The organism is Microbacterium kunmingense (genome assembly GCF_023155745.1).
Lineage (GTDB): Bacteria > Actinomycetota > Actinomycetes > Actinomycetales > Microbacteriaceae > Microbacterium > Microbacterium kunmingense.
Map to the genome: position 1 here is coordinate 116556 of NZ_JAKNUS010000003.1, position 12727 is coordinate 129282.

Here is a 12727-nt window from a genome sequence, read left to right on the forward strand (position 1 = left end):
AGGTCTGGTCAGACCCGGTAAGGCGCGAGCTCTGCGGCCAAACGCTCGCCCACGTGGGCGTGAAGGTAAGTCCCGTCGGCCCGGTGCTCCTCGGTGAGGATGAGACCGGAATCGTGCGCAGCCGACACGAGGTCACCGCGATCGTAGGGAACCACCGCGTGCACCTCGACCGCGGGCAGCGGCAGGGCATTCTCGATCGCCGCCCGCAGCTGGTCGATGCCCTCACCGGTACGGGAGGACACGAAATACGCGTCGGGTGCGAGGCCCCGCAGCACCAGCCGGGTGTCGTCGTCGACGAGATCGGCCTTGTTGAACACGACGATCTCGCGGGTGTCGCGCGCACCGACGTCGCCGATGACGTCGCGAACGGTCTGCAGCTGCGCACCGGGATCGGGGTGGGCACCGTCGACGACGTGAACGATCACGTCGGCGTCGCCGACCTCCTCGAGGGTGGAGCGGAATGCCTCGACGAGCTGGTGCGGGAGATTGCGCACGAATCCGACGGTGTCAGACAGGGTGTACACGCGACCGTCGGATGTCTCGGAACGGCGCACCGTCGCATCCAGTGTCGCGAACAGCGCATTCTCGACCAGAACTCCGGCACGCGTCAGCCGATTGAGCAGGCTCGACTTGCCGGCGTTGGTGTACCCGGCGATGGCGACCGACGGAATCGTGTTGCGCTTGCGCTCGGCGCGCTTGGCGTCGCGCGCCGGCGCGAACTGACGGATCTGGCGGCGAAGGTGCGCCATCCGTGTGCGGATCCGTCGTCGGTCGAGCTCGATCTTGGTCTCACCCGGACCACGCGATCCCATTCCGGCGCCTGCGGCGCCCACCTGGCCACCCGCCTGCCGGCTCATGGACTCGCCCCATCCGCGCAGTCGCGGGAGCAGGTACTCCAGCTGAGCGAGCTCGACCTGGGCCTTGCCCTCCCGGCTCTTGGCGTGCTGGCTGAAGATGTCGAGGATGACGGCCGTCCGGTCGATGACCTTCACCTTGACGACGTCTTCGAGCGCGCGCCGCTGGCTGGGCGCGAGCTCGGTGTCGGCGACGACCGTGTCGGCGCCGGCTGCCGCGACGATGTCGCGGAGCTCCTCGGCCTTCCCCCGGCCGACGTAGGTCGCGGGGTCGGGATGGGGGCGGCGCTGCAAGACGCCGTCGAGGACGACGGCACCCGCCGTCTCGGCGAGGGCGGCGAGCTCGCGCAGGGAATTCTCCGCCTCCTCCTGCTCGCCCTGAGAATGCACACCCACCAGGACGACGTTCTCCAGTCGCAGCTGACGGTACTCGACCTCGGTGACGTCCTCGAGCTCGGTGGACAGTCCGGGTACGCGGCGCAGTGCAGCGCGCTCCTCACGATCCCACTGGTCGCCGTCCGAGTCGCCGGAGATGACGGTCGCGGCATCCTGGAGCGCCTGGGCGGGTGCGAGCGAACGCGTTGCGGCGTCGGGGAACGTCGTGGTGCGAGCGCCGTTGCGCCCCTGCGCGCGGGCGAGGACGCGGTCGACCGGGTCGACGACGTCGTCGGTCGGGATCTGATCTGTCATGTGTTCCTTCCGGATGATCCGCGAGGAGGGGCAGGCGTCGGGCGGGACATCCGTCTGCGGAAAGGGATTCGTCGACTCTAGCGTCCCGCGCGGGAGGGCACCTCCGCTACGCTCGACAGCCATGGGGAGCGACCACTACTTCAGCGCGTCGCCCGCCAGTCCCGAGAATCTGCGCCGAATCCGTGTGGTGCTCGCCGGTCAGGAGGTGGAGGTCACCACCGCCGGCGGGGTGTTCAGCCCCGACCGTCTGGATGGCGGGACCGCCGTCCTGTTGGCGAACACACCGCCCTCACCGCCGGGCGGCAATCTGCTCGATCTCGGATGCGGGTGGGGCCCCATCGCGTTGTCTCTCGCCATGACCTCACCGCGCGCGACCGTGTGGGCGGTCGATGTCAACGAACGCGCCCTGGACCTCGTGCGTCGAAACGCCGAGTCCCTCGGCCTCCCCAACGTCAACGCCGCGACGCCCGATGATGTTCCCGATGACATCGGATTCCGCACCATCCGGTCGAATCCGCCCATTCGCGTCGGCAAATCCGAACTCCACGGCCTGCTGGAGCGGTGGATCCCCCGACTGGACGAACGCTCCGACGCGTGGCTGGTGGTGCAGCGCAACCTCGGCTCGGACTCCCTCCAGCGCTGGCTGGCGGCGACACTCGATCCGGGGTTCTCGGTGCATCGCGCGGCCACCGGACGCGGCTTCCGCGTGATTCGGGTGCGCCGCCACGGAACCCCGCCGACCGGACCGATCGCGCTGCCCTGACCAGATCGTCGCAGGGTCGATCGTCGCAGGGTCGGTCGTCGCAGGGTCGGTCGTCGCAGGGGCGATCGTCGCAGGGTCGGTCGTCTCAGGGCCGGTCGTCTCAGGCGAGGGTGATCTCGCCGGAGAAGACCAGCACCGCCGGGCCCGACAGCAGGACGCGCCCCTCGACCATCCGCACCACCAGGGTGCCGCCGGGAACCTGGACGCTCCAGTGGTCGGGGGCGCCCCGGCCCGCCCAGTGCCGCACGGCGAGCGCAGCCGCAGCGACACCGGTCCCGCAGCTCAGGGTCTCCCCCACTCCTCGCTCGGACACCCGCATCCGGATCATCCCCACTCCGTTGCGCACCAGCGGATCGGCGGGGACGACGAACTCGACGTTGGCGCCTGCCGGCGGGTCGGGATGGAGCATGGGGCGCGCGAGGAGATCGAGCCGCTCGAGTTCGGTCTCGGACTGCAGCGCGACCACGACGTGCGGATTGCCGACATCGATACCCAGCCCCGGGCGCGGGATGTCGAGTCCGCGCGCCCGCACGAGAGTCTCCTCCGGTGCCACCGACCACTCACCCAGGTCGACCTCGTACCCGAGGTCGCTGCGGGTCAGGGTCTTCGTCCCCGCCCGCGTGCCGATCTCGACCGGGCTGTCGAACCGGGCGAGCCGTGCGTCTTCGAGGTAGCGCGCGAACACGCGGATGCCGTTGCCGCACATCTCCGCCGCCGAACCGTCGGCGTTGCGGTAATCCATGAACCACTCCGCGTCGGCGGTCCCGGCCCCCTCGGGAAGGGACGCGCTGCGCACGACCCGGAGGATGCCGTCCGCGCCGATCCCGAAGCGGCGATCGCACAGCACCGCCACCTGGTCGTCCGAGAGCTCGAGCCGGCCGTCGGGATCTTCGACGATGACAAAGTCGTTTCCCGTGCCGTGGCCCTTCGTGAACGGCACTGCGTGAGGCATGGCACCAGCCTACGGGCCGCGGGAGGACGACTCGCTGTGCGGCTCAGTCCTCGATGAGACGCTTCCCCGTCGCCCAGGTGTCGAAATGCTCGAAGCCGAGGGCCTCGTAGAACCCCTGGGCTACACCGTTCTCCGGACGCACCATGAGCTGCACCTTCGGGCAGCCGAGCTCGAGGAGCAACTCCTCGGCCCGCTCGACCAGGCTGCGTGCGATGCCCTCGCCTCGATGATGCGGATCGCTGGCGAGGTAGTACAGCCAGCCGCGGTGGCCGTCGTAGCCGGCCATGACGGTGCCGACGATGTGGTCGTCGTCGCCCACCGCCACGAGGAAGAGCTCAGGCTGCACCTTCAGCTTGCGGCTGATGTCCTGATACGGGTTGTTCCAGGGTCGCGTCAGACCCGTGGTCTGCCACAGGAGGACAACCGCGTCGGTGTCGCCGGGGGCGAAAGACCGGATCTGCAGGCTCATGCCACCGAGCCTGCCAGACTCTGCGCCGCCGTCGCGCCATCCATCCACGTCACACTCTCGTAGCGGCGGAACCACGACACCTGCCGGCGCGCGTAGCGCCGCGTGAGCGCCTGCGTCTGCGAGATCGCCTCCTCGCGTCCGATTTCACCGCGCACCTGCGCGAGCGCCTGGGCGTAGCCGATCGCCCGCGACGCGGTGGGGCCTTCCTCGAGCCCCGCGCGGCGCAGTTCCTCGACTTCGTCCAGAATCCCGTCCTGCCACATGCGCTCGACCCTCTCGTCGAGGGCATTCACGAGCTCCGCGCGGTCGCGGTGAAGGCCGAGGAGGTGTGTCCGCGGGTACCAGAGGACCTGAGCCGCGGGGAGGGCTCCGCCGTGCGTGGTGTCTCCCTGTGCGAGCACCTCGAGGGCACGCACGATCCGGCGTGTGTTCCGGGGATCGATGCGCGCGGCGGCAGCCGGGTCGGCGCTGCGGAGCCTTTCGTAGAGCTTCTGCGGCCCGAGCTGATCGAGCTCCCTCTCAAGCGCCTGCCGCAACGCCTGGTCGCGCGGTGGGAACCGGAAATCGAAGAGCACGGCGGAGACGTACAGGCCCGAACCGCCGACGAGGACCGCATCGGTTCCCCTCTCGTGCAGACCGTCGATGATCTCGCGCGCGGCGGACTGATACCAGGCCACCGCAGCGTCCTCGGTGACCTCGAGCACGTCGAGCAGGTGATGGGGGATGCCGCGACGATCCCGCTCGGGGAGCTTCGCGGTTCCGATGTCCATCCCGCGGTACAGCTGCATGGCGTCCGCGCCGACGATCTCGGCGTCGCGCCCTCGGGCGCGCAGCGCCTCCACGAGATCGAGGGCGAACGCCGACTTGCCGGTTCCCGTCGCGCCGACCACGCCCCACAGGCGCGGACCGTTCTCGGCTGTGCGGTCGGAGGTCGGGAAACCGGATGCGGTGCTCACACGCCGACGCGGAGAGTGGGGAGCCCGAGCGACACCGCCCGCGGCGCTCCGGTTCCGGTGTCGGCGCCCGGTGCCGGGACGGCGCAGGAGGCCGCCTGAGCCCGGTCCCAGGCGTCGCCCGCCCGCGTGCGCCTGATCCGAAGCGGGGCACCCGCGCGATCGTCGGCGAGGAGATGGAAGGGGGCGGCATGCGTGATGGTCGTCGTCACGACATCGCCCGGCCGCGGGAGCGGCGAGTCAGCCGGGACCTCGAAGTGCACGAGCCGGTTGTCCTCGGCGCGCCCGGTCAGCCGGTGGGTGGCAGCATCCTTCTTGCCCTCCCCTGTGGAGACGAGCACGTGGACCTCGCGACCGAGCTGCCTCCGGTTCTCCTCCAGGCTGATCCGCTCCTGCAGGGCGACGAGCTGCTCGTAGCGCTCCTGCACAACCGACTTCGGCACCTGGTCGGGCATCGTCGCCGCCGGGGTCCCCTCGCGAATGGAGTACTGGAAGGTGAAGGCGCTCGCGAACCTCGACTGCTCGACGACGCGGAGGGTTTCTGCGAAGTCTTCGTCGCTCTCACCGGGGAACCCGACGATGATGTCGGTGGTGATGGCCGCGTGCGGGATGCGGTCGCGCACCCGATCGAGGATGCCCAGGAACCGTTCGCTGCGATAGGAGCGGCGCATCGCCTTGAGGATCCGATCGCTCCCCGATTGCAGCGGCATGTGCAGCTGCGGCATGACCGCGGGCGTCTCGGCCATCGCGTCGATGACATCGTCGGTGAAGGCGGCGGGATGGGGGCTGGTGAAGCGGATGCGCTCGAGACCGTCGATGGCGCCCGCGGCCCGGAGGAGCTTGCCGAAAGCCTGCCGGTCGCCGAACTCGACGCCGTAGCTGTTGACGTTCTGCCCGAGCAGGGTCACCTCGATGGCGCCGTCCTCGACGAGCATCCGGATCTCACTGAGGATGTCGCCGGGTCGACGATCCTTCTCCTTGCCGCGCAGGTGCGGGACGATGCAGAAGGTGCAGGTGTTGTTGCATCCGACCGAGATCGACACCCAGCCGCTGTGGACGTGGTCGCGCTTGGTCGGGAGTGTCGAGGGGAACACCTCGAGCGACTCGAGGATCTCGAGCTCGGCCTCGTCGTTGTGACGTGCGCGTTCCAGCAGGCTCGGCAGCGACCCCATGTTGTGGGTACCGAAGACGACATCCACCCACGGGGCCTTGTCGAGGACGGTCTGCTTGTCCATCTGCGCGAGGCAGCCTCCGACGGCGATCTGCATCCCGACGCGCGCGTCCTTGCGGGACTTCAGGTGCCCGAGCGTGCCGTAGAGCTTGCCGGCCGCGTTGTCACGCACGGCACAGGTGTTGATCACGATCACGTCGGCTTCCTCGCCGGCCTGGGCGCGACGGTACCCGGCGCTCTCGAGCGACCCGGAGAGGCGCTCGGAGTCATGCACGTTCATCTGGCAGCCGAAGGTGCGCACCTCGTAGGTGCGTGCGCTGCCGTCGGGAGCCACGGCGGCGGGCGAAGGAGCGACCAGGGTCGGCGCAGAGGAGGGAATAGACATCGTGGGAGCAATTCTACGAGTCGGGATTCTCCGCTCCCGCACGCACGGGCCGGGCGCTCACTCCGTCGAGCGCGCCTCTTGGAGGGCGGTGCGCGCGGCGGAGAGCGCCGATGAGCCCCCGAAGCCTCGGCGGGCGAGTTGACCCGCCAGACGCCGCAACGCCACGTCGGGGTCGAGTCGGGCGAGACTCGGGGCCTTGCCGCGTGCGAAGGCCAGGGCCCGCTCGTCATCGTCATCCGGGAGCTCGGCCAGCGCCGCGTCGGCGGCTTCGCGGTCGACCCCGCGCTGCGCGAGGCGTCGCGCGATGGCCTGCCGGCCTTCACTCCTGCGATTCGCCCCGCTCCACACGAGCTGCTCGGCGAGGCGACCGTCGTCGAGGTACCCGCGCTCGCAGAAGGCGGAGACGAGTTCCGTCGCTGCGTCGCGATCCATCCCGCGTGTCCGCAGGAAGTCCTCCGCCTCGCGCACGGAGAGCCCGCGGGCCCCCAGCCGCCTCAGGAGCATCCGCTCGAGCGCTGCGGGATCGACAGGCGGATCGGCGTCGACCGACCTCTCCTCGGTCTCGAGGGACCTCTCGACGGTGTCGACCGACCGCCCCCGCGACCGGCGGGCGACCGGCCCGCCGCCGGACGCCGGCCTCGCCGCAGCCGCCGGTCGATCCGCGGCCGAACCCGCAAAGAGCGGGATGACGGGGGCGAGGTCGTCCTCGCCCCCGCTCTCGACGAAGCGGACCATCAGGCCGGGCGACGCGCCGCAAGCTCATCGGCGACGGCGCCACCCCGAGGCTGGCCGATGCCGAGCTTGTCCTTGATCTTGGACTCGATGTCCGCGGCGATGTCGTCGTTCTTCAGGAGGAAGTTGCGGGCGTTCTCCTTGCCCTGCCCCAGCTGCTCGCCGTCATAGGTGTACCAGGCACCCGACTTCTTCACGATGCCGTGCTCGACACCGAAATCGATCAGGCTCCCCTCGCGGGAGATGCCGACCCCGTAGAGGATGTCGAACTCGGCCTGCTTGAACGGCGGCGCCATCTTGTTCTTGACCACCTTGACGCGCGTGCGGTTGCCCACCGCTTCCGTGCCGTCCTTCAGCGTCTCGATTCGACGGATGTCCAGACGCACCGATGCATAGAACTTCAGCGCCTTTCCACCGGCGGTGGTTTCGGGCGACCCGAAGAAGACGCCGATCTTCTCGCGCAGCTGGTTGATGAAGATCATGGTGGTGTTGGTCTGGTTGAGGCCACCGGTCAGCTTTCGCAGCGCCTGCGACATCAGCCGCGCCTGCAGGCCGACATGGGAGTCGCCCATCTCGCCCTCGATCTCGGCCTTGGGAACGAGAGCGGCGACGGAGTCGATCACCACGAGGTCGATGGCCCCGGAGCGGACGAGCATGTCGGCGATCTCGAGTGCCTGCTCACCGGTGTCGGGCTGCGACACCAGCAGCGAATCGATGTCGACACCGAGCTTCTTGGCGTAGTCGGGGTCGAGGGCGTGCTCGGCGTCGATGAACGCGGCGATGCCGCCCGCGCGCTGCACGTTCGCGATCGCGTGCAGGGTGAGCGTGGTCTTACCGGAGGACTCCGGACCGTAGATCTCGATGATGCGGCCGCGCGGAAGTCCGCCGATGCCGAGGGCCACGTCCAAGGCGATGGAACCGGTGGGGACGACCTCGACGGGAGCCCGCTCGTCACCGCCCAGGCGCATCACCGAGCCCTTTCCGAACTGCCGGTCGATCTGAGCGAGAGCCGTCTCGAGGGCTTTCTCGCGGTCGGCGGGTGATGGCATGGCGTGCTCCTTCTGCTCGCGTTCCGTCGCCTGTAGGCTGCCGCGCTCTGCACCGGATGGGGCGGATGCTGCGGCAAGGCGGAGGTGTCGTTCGACGCGATTCACGGTAGGCGGGGCCTCCGACATCGTCCGTCGACCCGCACCGATCCGTGGATAACCACCGTGCGACACCTGCTGTGCAGGAGCCTACGCCGACCTCGAACGCATCTTCGACGACACGCCGCGATCGTCAGCGTTGCCGAGGGTCCAGGCGTCCGACGCCGTACCAGCGCTCCGGCGGCACGTCCGCCGCCGCGCACAGCGCCCGCCACACCTCCCGGGGGGCGGCCCCGGCCGCCAACGCCTCGTCCGCGGTCCGTCCTCCGAGCTCGGGCAGCACGAGGTCGACGGTCAGGGCCGGACCTCGAGATCCGAACTCCGCTTCGACGGCACGCTGAAACTCGCTGCGGCGCATGGGGGGCGGCGCGTCAGCGCAGCGAGAGCTCGGCGTCGACGGAGGCGACCAGCTCGTCGGGAACCACGTCGGGGAAGGTCTGGAGACCCTCGAGAACGGCGATGCGGTCGCCCACCTCGCGCATGATGGTGGAGATCGGCACGTCCAGCGCCTCGGCGACCGAGGCGAGGATCTCGCTGGACGCTTCCTTCTGGCCCCGCTCGACCTCGCTGAGGTAACCGAGAGCGACGCTTGCGCGGCTTGCGACCTGGCGGAGGGTGCGGCCCTTCTGCTGGCGGAGGTCACGCAGGACTTCGCCGATCTCGTGACGTACCAGGATCATGTGGGTCCCCTCCTTACCGTTGATTCCGCCGCTGTCCGGGTGAACAACGGTACAACACCGATGCAGTCACACTAATCCCGTGCGCTGGGTGATGGGTGGGAATCACCGAATGTAACCGAGCGGAAACACGACATGTTCCCGATCCGCCGATCACGTTCGCGCCCGCACCTCGTCGAGGGCCCGGCGGACCGCCTCCGCGCGGATCTCGGCTCGGGTGCCGGTGAGCTCGAGCGGCACCACCACCGAGGTCTCGGGCGTGCGGATCCCGATGAACACCGTCCCCACGGGCTGGCCGTCCTGGGGGTCGGGACCTGCCACGCCGGTCGTCGAGACGCCGACGTCCGCGCCCAGTCGATCGCGCACGCCGACCGCCATCTGGCGCGCGACCTCCGGGTCCACGGCTCCGCGGGTGTCGAGCAGCGTGTCGTCCACACCGAGCAGATGGTGCTTCAGATCCGTGGCGTACGCGGTCACTCCCCCGCGCACGAGCGATGACGCCCCCGGCACCGAGACCAGGGCGGCGACGACCAGCCCGCCGGTGAGCGATTCCGCCACGGCGATGGTCCAGCCGCGACGGGCGAGGGAATGCAGCAGAGCGGATGCCGCGGCATCCCCTTCTCCGCCCTCGCCACCCGTCTGGGGACCGGGGCCGGCGTCGGTCATGAGCCGCCCCTGGCGCGCCGGGCGCCCCGCGCCTCGCTGATGACGTAATCGATGCCGCTGGCGATGGTGAGGATGACCGCGATCGTCATGGTGGCGCCGTTGACCCACCAGATCCACTCGCCGACCAGGAGCGCGAGCGGGAGGAGTGCCAGGGACAGCGCGACCGACTGGGCGACGGTCTTCAGCTTGCCCATCCACGCCGCGGCGAGCACGTGATCGCTGACGACGACGAACCGGTAGACGGTGATCCCGATCTCGCGGATGAGCACCACGACCGTGATCCACCACGGCAGCTCGCCGAGAATCGACAGACCGACGAAGGCGAAACCGGTGAGGACCTTGTCGGCGATCGGGTCCAGGAGCTTCCCGAGGTCGGTGACGATGTCGTGCCGCCGCGCGATCCATCCGTCGACGCCGTCGGTGGCGATGGCGACGATGAACAGCACCGCGGCCCACCACCGCAGCGGCCCGTCGGCGCCGGCGTCGATGAGCAGCATCGCCAGGAAGACCGGTGCGACGAGGATCCGCACGACGGTGATGATGTTCGGCAGCTGCCGCGGCACCGCCATCAGTCGCGCCCCGTGAGATCCCAGGCGTCCTCGCCGGCGTCGGCGTCGACGACCGGCAGGCCCTCGAACTGGGCGTCGACCGGATCGACGTCGTCTTCGGGCACGTCCTCGCCGCGGAGCCGCGCGAGGACTCCGGGCAGCTGCTCGGCGGTGACGAGCACGTCGCGGGCCTTCGACCCCTCGGACGGACCGACGATCTCGCGCGACTCGAGCAGGTCCATCAACCGGCCCGCCTTGGCGAAGCCGACGCGGAGCTTGCGCTGCAGCATCGAGGTCGAGCCGAACTGCGTCGAGACGACGAGCTCCGCGGCGGCGAGCAGAAGCTCCAGGTCGTCGCCGATGTCGGCGTCGATCTCCTTCTTCTCCGCGGGCGCGGCCACGTCCGGGCGGTACTCCGGCCGCGCCTGCTGGGTGACGTGCTTGACGACCTTCTCGATCTCGGATTCGCTGACCCATGCGCCCTGCACGCGGAGCGCCTTGGACGTGCCCATCGGCAGGAAGAGACCGTCGCCCTGCCCGATGAGCCGGTCCGCCCCGGGCTGGTCGAGGATGACGCGCGAGTCGGTGACGCTCGTGACGGCGAAGGCCAGGCGGGAGGGCACGTTGGCCTTGATCAGACCCGTCACCACGTCGACCGAGGGCCGCTGGGTCGCGAGCACCAGGTGGATGCCACTGGCCCGGGCCAACTGGGTGATGCGGACGATGGAGTCCTCGACGTCGCGGGGGGCGACCATCATCAGATCGGCCAGCTCGTCGACGACGACGAGCAGGTAGGGGTAGGGCTTGAGGACGCGCTCGCTGCCGGCCGGCAGCTGCACCTCTCCGGCGCGCACCGCACGGTTGAAGTCGTCGATATGACGGAACCCGAACGACGCCAGGTCGTCGTAGCGCATGTCCATCTCCTTCACCACCCACTGCAGCGCCTCGGCCGCCTTCTTGGGGTTGGTGATGATGGGGGTGATGAGGTGCGGCACCCCCGCGTAGGAGGTCAGCTCGACCCGCTTGGGGTCGATCAGCACCATCCGCACATCGGCGGGCTTGGCGCGCATGAGCAGGCTCGTGATCATCGAGTTCACGAAGCTCGATTTGCCCGACCCTGTGGAACCCGCCACGAGGAGGTGGGGCATCTTGGCGAGGTTCGCCACCACGTACCCGCCGCCCACGTCCTTCCCGACCCCGATCGTCATGGGGTGGGTCGACTGGGTGGCAGCGCCCGAGCGGAGCACGTCGCCGAGCGTGACGATCTCGCGGTCGGTGTTGGGGATCTCCACGCCGATGGCGCTCTTGCCCGGGATCGGGGCGAGGATGCGCACCTCGTTGGAGGCGACGGCGTAGGCGATGTTGTTGGTGAGCGCGGTGATGCGTTCGACCTTGACCCCGGGGCCGAGGGCGATCTCGTACTGCGTGACCGTCGGTCCGCGCGAGAAGCCGGTGACGCGCGCGTCGACCGCGAACTGCTCGAGCACACCGGTGATCGCAGCGACGACCGCGTCGTTCGCGGCCGAGCGCTCACGGTGGGGGGTGCCGGCGGCGAGAGCCGCGACGGAGGGGAGGCGGTAGGGGGCGTCCGACGAAGTCAGTCCCCCCTCGGTGCCGAGCCCCGAGAGCCCGGGAAGGTCCTCGCCGTCGTCCTGCGCGCCGTCCTCGCGGAGCGCGGTGGGCTCCGCGCTCCGCGACGCGGGCAGGGGCGGGCGCGCGGGGATGATCTCGGTGACGGCGTCGGGGGCAGGGGCCACGGGCGTGATCGCCTGCTCGAATCCGCCCTCGGCGGCGCCAGGGGTGAGGAGGGCGGTGAGATCGTCGGACGACAGCTCGCTCTCGACGTCCTTCTCGCGACCGGTGCGGTTGCGACGCCACCACGGCAGGGAGTCGGCACGCTCGTCGTCGCCGTCGCCGCCGCCGTCGGGATCGGATGCCGCCGGCCCGCGCTCGACAGCGGGCTCGGCGCCGAACATCCAGGCGTAGAGCTCGCCCAGTCGCCGTCCGATCCGGTTCGGCGGGGTCTTGGTCAGGATGAGGATGCTGAGGATCACCAGCATCCCCAGCGCGATGCACCCGCCGACGTCGGTCAGCAGCAGAGCGAGCGGCTCGCCCACCATCCACCCGAGGACACCACCGGCCTCGCTGAGGGCCGGGAGCCCTTCGCGGGGCTCGGGACGACCGCCGAGGACGTGGCAGAAGCCCGCCACGGCGAGGATGAACAGGGCGAATCCGATTCCGATGCGCCCGTTGTCGTGCACCGAGGGCGGGTGTCGGAACAGCCAGCCGGCGAGCAGGATCAGGAAGACCGGGAGGATGAACGCCTCACGGCCGATCAAGCCGCCGGCGGTGTACGCGCTGATGGTCCGCGCGACCTCGGAACCGATGAAGAACCACTCCACGACCGCGCCGGCCACCGCCAGCAGCACGAGGAGGAACGGGAAGCCGTCTCGGCGCTGATCCTTCTCGAGGGATTCGAGGCCGAAGGCCCGGAAGAGGCCTCCGACGCCGTGGGCGAGGCCCAGCCAGGCGCGGACGACCACGGGCGGGCGTTCGGCGTCGTCGACGTAGGCCCGGGGGGCGGGCGCGGCTTTGCGAGCGCGCGACGGGGCCCCCTTCGCGGGCGCTCGACCGCTTTTGGTCGGGCTGGTACTCCTGGCCATGCTTCGAGCGTAGGCGTCGCCACCCGCCTTCGCCCGGAGCGACCCCCCGAACGCCGGGC

At 70.0% G+C, this 12727-nt stretch carries 13 protein-coding genes; 1 reads left to right on the forward strand and 12 read right to left on the reverse strand.

Annotation, left to right across the window (positions count from 1 at the left end; all coding sequences use genetic code 11):
- Window positions 1-8: 8 nt before the first annotated feature.
- Window positions 9-1544 carry a GTPase HflX gene (hflX, locus tag MA875_RS05540; RefSeq protein WP_248240861.1) on the reverse strand — a complete coding sequence of 512 codons (1536 nt, stop codon included), beginning with the start codon at window positions 1542-1544 and terminating at the stop codon, window positions 9-11.
- A 121-nt stretch (window positions 1545-1665) separates the two neighbouring features.
- Here hflX and MA875_RS05545 point away from each other — a divergent pair, with 121 nt between their 5' ends.
- On the forward strand, window positions 1666-2307 hold the full coding sequence (locus MA875_RS05545) for a class I SAM-dependent methyltransferase (RefSeq protein WP_248240862.1): 642 nt from the start codon (window positions 1666-1668) through the stop codon (window positions 2305-2307).
- A gap of 100 nt (window positions 2308-2407) precedes the next feature.
- Here MA875_RS05545 and dapF read toward each other — a convergent pair whose 3' ends face one another.
- From dapF to MA875_RS05600, 11 genes are all read right to left on the reverse strand, one after another.
- Window positions 2408-3259 (reverse strand): diaminopimelate epimerase, encoded by an 852-nt coding sequence (dapF, locus tag MA875_RS05550; protein ID WP_248240864.1) that lies wholly within the window; start codon window positions 3257-3259, stop codon window positions 2408-2410.
- 43 nt (window positions 3260-3302) lie between these two features.
- Window positions 3303-3728: a GNAT family acetyltransferase gene (locus tag MA875_RS05555; RefSeq protein ID WP_248240866.1), complete on the reverse strand. Its 426-nt coding sequence runs from the start codon at window positions 3726-3728 to the stop codon at window positions 3303-3305.
- The gene (gene miaA / locus MA875_RS05560; RefSeq protein WP_248240868.1) at window positions 3725-4684 is read right to left on the reverse strand and encodes a tRNA (adenosine(37)-N6)-dimethylallyltransferase MiaA; all 960 of its coding nucleotides are present in this window, start codon (window positions 4682-4684) and stop codon (window positions 3725-3727) included. Before miaA ends, MA875_RS05555 begins: the two co-directional genes overlap by 4 nt.
- A complete protein-coding gene (miaB, locus tag MA875_RS05565) occupies window positions 4681-6237 on the reverse strand; it encodes a tRNA (N6-isopentenyl adenosine(37)-C2)-methylthiotransferase MiaB (protein WP_248240870.1) in 1557 nt (518 codons plus the stop codon). The genes miaA and miaB overlap by 4 nt, the downstream gene beginning before the upstream one ends.
- A gap of 57 nt (window positions 6238-6294) precedes the next feature.
- Window positions 6295-6972 carry a regulatory protein RecX gene (locus MA875_RS05570; protein WP_248240872.1) on the reverse strand — a complete coding sequence of 226 codons (678 nt, stop codon included), beginning with the start codon at window positions 6970-6972 and terminating at the stop codon, window positions 6295-6297.
- Window positions 6972-8018, reverse strand: a complete 1047-nt coding sequence (gene recA / locus MA875_RS05575; RefSeq protein WP_248240874.1) for a recombinase RecA — start codon at window positions 8016-8018, stop codon at window positions 6972-6974. The genes MA875_RS05570 and recA overlap by 1 nt, the downstream gene beginning before the upstream one ends.
- A 229-nt stretch (window positions 8019-8247) precedes the next feature.
- Window positions 8248-8472: a DUF3046 domain-containing protein gene (locus MA875_RS05580; RefSeq protein WP_248240876.1), complete on the reverse strand. Its 225-nt coding sequence runs from the start codon at window positions 8470-8472 to the stop codon at window positions 8248-8250.
- Between the two features lie 13 nt (window positions 8473-8485).
- Window positions 8486-8794: a helix-turn-helix domain-containing protein gene (locus MA875_RS05585; RefSeq protein WP_248240878.1), complete on the reverse strand. Its 309-nt coding sequence runs from the start codon at window positions 8792-8794 to the stop codon at window positions 8486-8488.
- 150 nt (window positions 8795-8944) lie between these two features.
- Window positions 8945-9457 carry a CinA family protein gene (locus MA875_RS05590; protein ID WP_248240879.1) on the reverse strand — a complete coding sequence of 171 codons (513 nt, stop codon included), beginning with the start codon at window positions 9455-9457 and terminating at the stop codon, window positions 8945-8947.
- Window positions 9454-10026: a CDP-diacylglycerol--glycerol-3-phosphate 3-phosphatidyltransferase gene (pgsA, locus tag MA875_RS05595; RefSeq protein ID WP_248240883.1), complete on the reverse strand. Its 573-nt coding sequence runs from the start codon at window positions 10024-10026 to the stop codon at window positions 9454-9456. Before pgsA ends, MA875_RS05590 begins: the two co-directional genes overlap by 4 nt.
- Window positions 10026-12668: an FtsK/SpoIIIE family DNA translocase gene (locus tag MA875_RS05600; RefSeq protein ID WP_248240885.1), complete on the reverse strand. Its 2643-nt coding sequence runs from the start codon at window positions 12666-12668 to the stop codon at window positions 10026-10028. The genes pgsA and MA875_RS05600 overlap by 1 nt, the downstream gene beginning before the upstream one ends.
- Window positions 12669-12727 lie beyond the last annotated feature (59 nt).

What these genes read in the sequence shown, in the direction of transcription:
- hflX (WP_248240861.1), bottom strand. Translation starts at nt 1,544, where the DNA reads ATGACAGATCAGATCCCGACCGACGACGTCGTCGACCCGGTCGACCGC.
- MA875_RS05545 (WP_248240862.1), top strand. Translation starts at nt 1,666, where the DNA reads ATGGGGAGCGACCACTACTTCAGCGCGTCGCCCGCCAGTCCCGAGAAT.
- dapF (WP_248240864.1), bottom strand. Translation starts at nt 3,259, where the DNA reads ATGCCTCACGCAGTGCCGTTCACGAAGGGCCACGGCACGGGAAACGAC.
- MA875_RS05555 (WP_248240866.1), bottom strand. Translation starts at nt 3,728, where the DNA reads ATGAGCCTGCAGATCCGGTCTTTCGCCCCCGGCGACACCGACGCGGTT.
- miaB (WP_248240870.1), bottom strand. Translation starts at nt 6,237, where the DNA reads ATGTCTATTCCCTCCTCTGCGCCGACCCTGGTCGCTCCTTCGCCCGCC.
- MA875_RS05570 (WP_248240872.1), bottom strand. Translation starts at nt 6,972, where the DNA reads ATGGTCCGCTTCGTCGAGAGCGGGGGCGAGGACGACCTCGCCCCCGTC.
- recA (WP_248240874.1), bottom strand. Translation starts at nt 8,018, where the DNA reads ATGCCATCACCCGCCGACCGCGAGAAAGCCCTCGAGACGGCTCTCGCT.
- MA875_RS05580 (WP_248240876.1), bottom strand. Translation starts at nt 8,472, where the DNA reads ATGCGCCGCAGCGAGTTTCAGCGTGCCGTCGAAGCGGAGTTCGGATCT.
- MA875_RS05585 (WP_248240878.1), bottom strand. Translation starts at nt 8,794, where the DNA reads ATGATCCTGGTACGTCACGAGATCGGCGAAGTCCTGCGTGACCTCCGC.
- MA875_RS05590 (WP_248240879.1), bottom strand. Translation starts at nt 9,457, where the DNA reads ATGACCGACGCCGGCCCCGGTCCCCAGACGGGTGGCGAGGGCGGAGAA.
- pgsA (WP_248240883.1), bottom strand. Translation starts at nt 10,026, where the DNA reads ATGGCGGTGCCGCGGCAGCTGCCGAACATCATCACCGTCGTGCGGATC.
- MA875_RS05600 (WP_248240885.1), bottom strand. Translation starts at nt 12,668, where the DNA reads ATGGCCAGGAGTACCAGCCCGACCAAAAGCGGTCGAGCGCCCGCGAAG.